Source organism: Cellulomonas sp. ACRRI (genome assembly GCF_022346185.1).
Lineage (GTDB): Bacteria > Actinomycetota > Actinomycetes > Actinomycetales > Cellulomonadaceae > Cellulomonas.
In genome coordinates this window covers 1-5599 of the sequence record NZ_JAKRMS010000189.1, presented here as the reverse complement: position 1 = coordinate 5599, position 5599 = coordinate 1, and the positions used below count along the sequence as shown (strand labels likewise).

At 76.0% G+C, this 5599-nt stretch carries 5 protein-coding genes and 1 tRNA gene; 3 read left to right on the top strand and 3 right to left on the bottom strand.

Going from position 1 to position 5599, the window contains the following annotated elements; genetic code table 11:
* The 3 genes from MHY85_RS19990 to MHY85_RS19980 all read left to right on the top strand — a co-directional run.
* On the top strand, positions 1 to 1859 hold a 1859-nt coding region (locus tag MHY85_RS19990; RefSeq protein WP_239199955.1), incomplete at its 5' end, for a glycoside hydrolase family 6 protein.
* A gap of 69 nt (positions 1860 to 1928) precedes the next feature.
* On the top strand, positions 1929 to 2201 hold the full coding sequence (locus MHY85_RS19985; RefSeq protein WP_239199954.1) for a helix-turn-helix transcriptional regulator: 273 nt from the start codon (positions 1929 to 1931) through the stop codon (positions 2199 to 2201).
* The gene (locus MHY85_RS19980) at positions 2198 to 3433 is read left to right on the top strand and encodes a type II toxin-antitoxin system HipA family toxin (protein WP_239199952.1); all 1236 of its coding nucleotides are present in this window, start codon (positions 2198 to 2200) and stop codon (positions 3431 to 3433) included. The genes MHY85_RS19985 and MHY85_RS19980 overlap by 4 nt, the downstream gene beginning before the upstream one ends.
* Positions 3434 to 3477: 44 nt before the next feature.
* Here MHY85_RS19980 and MHY85_RS19975 read toward each other — a convergent pair.
* The 3 genes from MHY85_RS19975 to MHY85_RS19965 form a co-directional block, all read right to left on the bottom strand.
* Positions 3478 to 3568 (bottom strand) — tRNA-Ser (locus tag MHY85_RS19975).
* A gap of 28 nt (positions 3569 to 3596) precedes the next feature.
* Positions 3597 to 4400, bottom strand: coding sequence for an SDR family NAD(P)-dependent oxidoreductase (locus MHY85_RS19970; RefSeq protein WP_239199950.1), 804 nt, complete (start codon positions 4398 to 4400; stop codon positions 3597 to 3599).
* Between the two features lie 43 nt (positions 4401 to 4443).
* The gene (locus tag MHY85_RS19965; protein WP_255733776.1) at positions 4444 to 5541 is read right to left on the bottom strand and encodes a DUF916 domain-containing protein; all 1098 of its coding nucleotides are present in this window, start codon (positions 5539 to 5541) and stop codon (positions 4444 to 4446) included.
* Positions 5542 to 5599 lie beyond the last annotated feature (58 nt).

The following is a 5599-nucleotide window of genomic DNA, read 5'->3' as shown; positions in this document are numbered from 1 at the left end:
CAGCCCGACGGTGGCCGCCCGGCCCGACCTCCCGCTGGTCCGCACCGCTCGCCGTCGCCGTCCGGGCGGCCACCGTCGGGCTGCTCGCGGCCGTCGCGCTCGCCCCGGCTCCCGCGTCCGCCGCGGGCGCGGGCGCCGTGGCCGGCGTGGGAGCCCTTGCCGCCGCCGCCGGCGACCGGCTCACCTCCGGCCAGGTGCTCACCGCGGGCACCGCGCTCACCGCGGTGGGCAGCGCCCACACCCTCGCGGTCGGGGCCGACGGCGACGTGACCGTGCGGCTCGGGGACGGGCCGGTGCTGTGGCACACCGGGACCACGGGCAACCCGGGGGCGCGGCTCGTGCAGCAGCCGTCGGGGGCGCTGGAGGTGCGGTCCGCGTCCGGGGCGGTGCTCTGGACGACGGGCGCCGCGTCGGCCGGGGCGCGGTCGATCGTGAAGCCGGACGGCGTCGTGTACACCGTGGACACCGCGGGCCGGCTGGTGTGGAAGTCCACCACCGACGGGCCCGCCCTCCGGACGTCCGCCGCCGACCGGGTGCCGCCGGGCGGCCTGCTGCTCCGGGGTGAGTCGATCGCCACCGGGGACGTGCGGCTCACCATGGGCGCCGACGGCGACCTCGTCCTCACCCGCGGCGCGACCGTCGTCTGGCGGACGAGCACGTCCGTCGCCGGCGCCTCCGCGCGGGTGACCACCGCCGGAGACCTCCAGGTGGTCTCCCCGGGCGGCGCGGTGCTGTGGTCGGCCGGCGCGACGTCCCCCGGCGCGCGGCTCGTCGTGAAGGACCACGCCCGGGTCTACCTGATCGCCACGGACGGGTCGAGCGTCTGGTCCTCGCCGACCCCGACCACCGAGAGGGTGCCGGCCGTCGTGACGCTGCCCCTGCCCGCCGCGCTGCCGGTGGTGACCCGTCCCGGCTCGGGTCCGGGTGGCTCGTCGACGGACGCGGGGACCGGCTCGGGCGAGAAGGTCTACCGCACCGTGCTGTCCGGCGCTCCGCAGTACGCCGACCCGGCCTCCGACGTCGCCCGTGCCGCGGCCACCGCGCGCGCGGAGGGCCGCACCGCCGACGCCGCGCTGCTCGACGAGGCCGCCGGCGGCGGGTCGGCGCGGTGGCTGGGCCCCGCCGACGGCACCACGGCCGTCCGCACCTACGCCGCCGCGGCGACCGCGGCGGGCCGGACGCCGGTGTTCGTCACCTACGCCATCCCGCACCGCGACTGCGGGTCGTACTCGGCCGGCGGTCTCGCGACCGCCGACGAGTACCGCGCCTGGGTCACGGGCGTCGCCGCGGGCCTGCGCGGCGCGCGCGCCGTCGTCGTGGTCGAGCCCGACGCGCTGCTGCACCTCGACCGGTGCGGGGACCGCGACGAGCGCCTCGCGCTGCTGCGCACCTCCGTGGAGGCCTACGCCGCCGCCGGCGCCGAGGTCTACCTCGACGCCGCCAGCAGCAACAGCTTCGGCTGGAGCGCCGACCAGCTCCGGGACATGGCGCTGCGGCTGCGCGCCGCGGGCGTCGACCGCGCGGCGGGCTTCTCCGTCAACGTGTCGAACTTCCAGCGCAGCGCGCACGAGGAGGCGTACGGCACCTACCTGTCGGCGCTGCTCGGCGGGAAGGCGTTCGTCGTCGACACCTCGCGCAACGGCGCCGGGCCCCTCGCCGGGCCGGACGGCACCGTGTGGTGCAACCCCGACGGGCGCGCGCTCGGCGCCCGCCCCGGCGCGACCGGACCGGGCCCGCACGTGGCGAACCTGTGGATCAAGACGGTCGGGCGCTCGGACGGGACGTGCAACGGCGGCCCGGCCGCCGGGACGTACTGGGAGGAGTACACCCTGGGGCTCGCAGCCCGCGCGGCGTGGTGACCGCCCGGAACGCATCAGATGTGACGTATCGAGCGGTCGAAGACGTCGTGAATCAGATACGCTTCATGCATGACCGAGCACCCAGATGAATCACGGGTGACGCAGCGCTTCTACCGGGCGCGCTCGCTGCCCGCGCTCGCCGCCGCCCTCAAGGGCGCGCGCGCCGCGCGCGGCTACACCCAGGACGACCTCGCGGCCGCGATCGGGTCGTCGCGCCCCACGATCTCACGCATGGAGCGCGCGAACGCTGCCGGCACCGACACCCTCGTCGACGCCCTGTCCGCGTGCGGCTACGAACTCGTCGTCGTCCCCCGGGGCTCGACCGTCAGGGTGACGAGATGAGTCGGGTGCTGCACGTCTGGCTCCGAGGCCGGCACCTCGCCGAGCTCGAGCAGCTGCGGAACGGCCGTCTGCGCATGCGCTACGACAGCGAGGCGCTGGACACCTGGGGCATCGGCGCCAGACCACTGTCCCTGTCGTTGCCGCTGACCGAGAAGCGCGTCCAGGGCGACCACCTCGAGCGCTTCCTCGACAACCTCCTGCCCGAGGGTGCTGTGCGCGGTGCGCTCGAACGGCAGCACCGCATCCGCCCCGGGGACACCTTCGCCCTTCTCGCGCGGATCGGCCGGGAGTGCGCTGGTGCGATCCAGCTCACCGACGACGACGGCCCCGCCCCGGACGGGCATCTCGTGCCGCTCACGGCCGCCGAGGTCGACCGCATCGTGTCGAACCTGCCGACGCTCGAACCGCCCGAAGGTGAGGTCGTGAGCGCGTCGCTCGGCGGGATCCAGTCCAAGGTCCTCCTGACCCGGACGCGGGACGGCTGGGCGTGGCCCGCAGCCGGTGCGATGTCGACGCACATCATCAAGCCGGAGCCGGTCACCGACGTCGGCCCGGCCGACCTGATCCGGTGGGAGGACTGGACGCTGCGCGTGGCACGGGCCGCCGGCCTCCCCGCCGCGCACACCGAGCTCGCGGACTTCGACGGGAGGCTCGCCCTGGTCGTCGAGCGCTTCGACCGCACGCACGGGCGACGCAGCCACCAGGAGGACTTCACCCAGGCGCTCGGCGTAGCGGCGCGCGACAAGTACGAGTCCGGCACCGGCGAGGAGCGCCTGCGACGCATCGCGGTCGACGCCGGCGTCGAGGCGGTGGACCCGGTCGGGTTCGTCACCGAGCTGGTCGGTCAGCTGGCGTTCAACCTCATCGTCGGCAACGGCGACGCCCACTCCAAGAACTACTCCCTCGCGATCGACGAGACGGCGACGTTCTCGATGGCCCCGCTGTACGACGTCGCCCCCGTGTACCTGCTGAACCCGATGTACCAGTCCTTCGGGCACAGCCTCGACGGCACCGGTCGGCTGCGCCACCTGACCGCGGGGCACCTGGTGCGCGAGTCGACCTCGTGGGGTGCGGACCCGGAGGTCGTCGCCCGGACCGTGGCCACCGTCGCGACACGGGTGCGCACCGCGCTCGGCGAGGTGGTGGCGCACGGCATCGACACCGCGCGTGTCGCCGAGGGGATCGACGAGCGCGCGCGGGCTGCGCTGGAGGTCACCGGCTCGGCGTCCTAGGCGACGAGCCGGAGGGCGTGCGGGCCGGGACCACCGCCGACGGGCGGAGGGCGTGGGATTCGAACCCACGAGGACGCCTTTCGACGCCCCAACGGTTTTCAAGACCGTCGCTTTCGGCCGCTCAGCCAGCCCTCCCACGAACGCGGCGACCCTACCAGCGGCCTCAGGGCAGGATCGCGTCCACGTACCCGCCGTCCACCCGCACCGCGCCACCGGTCGTCGCCGACGCCAGCGGTGATGCCAGGTACACCACCAGGTTCGCGATCTCCTCGGGCTCGATCAGCCGCTGCAGCAGCGACTGCGGCCGGTGCCGCCGCATGAACTCGCGCTGCGCCTCGTCCCACGGGAGGTCCTTCTCGACCAGCGAGTACACGAAGTCCTCGACGCCGCCGGTGTGCGTCGGTCCGGCGATCACCGAGTTCACCGTGACCCCGGTCCCGGCCGCCTCCTTGGCGAAGCCGCGGGACACCGCGAGCAGGGCGGTCTTCGACATCCCGTAGTGGATCATCTCGGCCGGGATGACGACGGCCGAGTCCGAGGCGATGTTCAGCACCCGGCCCCACCCGCGCCCGGTCATCCCCGGCAGGTACGCCCGGGTCAGCCGGACGGCGGCGAGCACGTTGACCTCGAAGTACCGGCGCCACTCGTCGTCGGTGATCTCCAGCGCCGGGCGGGCCTCGAAGATGCCGAGGTTGTTGACCAGCACGTCGACGTCGGGGACGGCGGCGCGGACCGCCTCGGCGCCCGCGTCGGTGCTGACGTCGCCGGGTGCGGCGACGAACGACCCGGGGCCGTCCCCGTGCTCCGCGGCCAGCCGCGCGACAGCGGTGTCGACCGAGCCGGCGGTGCGGCCGTTGACGGCCACGCGGGCCCCGGCGCGGGCGAGGCCGGCGGCGATCGCCGCACCGATGCCCTGGGTGGATCCGGTGACGAGCGCGGTGCGCCCGGTGAGGTCGAGCTGCGTCATGCCCCGACGGTAGGCGGTCGAGGGCGGACTCCGCGAGGCGCGGTCAGCGGGCCCACGGGGGCCCGGCGGCCGCGCGGGCGGCGGCGACCGCCTCGTCGATCCGTCGCTGAGCGGCCTCGGCGCGGCGCCAGCGCAGCAGCACGGCGGCGACCACGGCGGCGGCGACCAGGACCACCACGGCGACCTGCACCCACGGCAGCGCCCACGCGCTGAACGGCACCTGCACCAGGACGGAGGCGCCGGTGAGCGCGTCCTCGCCCACGACGACCGGGGTGATCGTCACCTCCCCGGACAGCCGCCCCAGCGGCCAGGCGGGGACCTCGGTGATGACGGGGACGGAGGCGCCGGGCAGCACCTCCCGCGGGTCCGGCCCCTCGGTGCCGCCCCCGGCAAGGCCGAATGGGCCGGCGACGTGGGTGGCGACGGTACCGCCGAGCCGGACGTTGCCGACGTTCGCGATCTGGTACTCCAGCCGCAGCGTGCCGGCGGCCAACGGGTTCCAGGACGGGACGTAGGTCGCCACGACCTCGGGCACCGCGAGGGCGGTGACCAGGTCCCCGGTGACCCGCAGGTGCAGGCGGGCGCCGACCCGGCTGTCGACCCCGGCCCCGTCGGCGGTGCTCGTGGCCACGGCGGCGACGATCCCGGCGGGGTGGTCGCCGGGCGTGGCCTCGGCGGGGACGCGCACGACGAACGGCAGGGTGACGGTGCCGCCCCCGGCGACCTCCAGGTGCTGCATGGTCCCGGGCTCGGCGAGGGCGCCCGCCGGGTCGCCCATCGCGATCCAGGACCCTGCCCCGACCGGGGTGGTCCCCGCCGGGGGCAGGTCGAACTGCCCGTCGGAGGTGAGCACGCCGTCGCCCGCGTAGACCTGGAAGGTCACCGGGTGCTCGCTGAAGTTGGTCAGCGCGACGTGCTCGGTGATCTCGGCGCCGGGGTCGAGGGTGTGCCGGTAGGAGACCCGCCCGTCGGGGCCCTCGGGGGTCGCGGGCTCCAGCGCCCAGGTGGTGCGCTCGGTCGCGGCCGCCGCGGCGGCCTGGCCGAGGGCGGGCGCACCGAGCGCCGGCAGCAGCGCGAGGCCCACGGCGAGGGCGAGCGCGGCGGGCTGCCGGAGACGGCGGGTGGCGGACGTGCGGGGCACGGCGGGCTCCGTGAGGGGTGTCGGGGGCGGGCACGGCGGTGGGGGCGGCGGGGGGGGG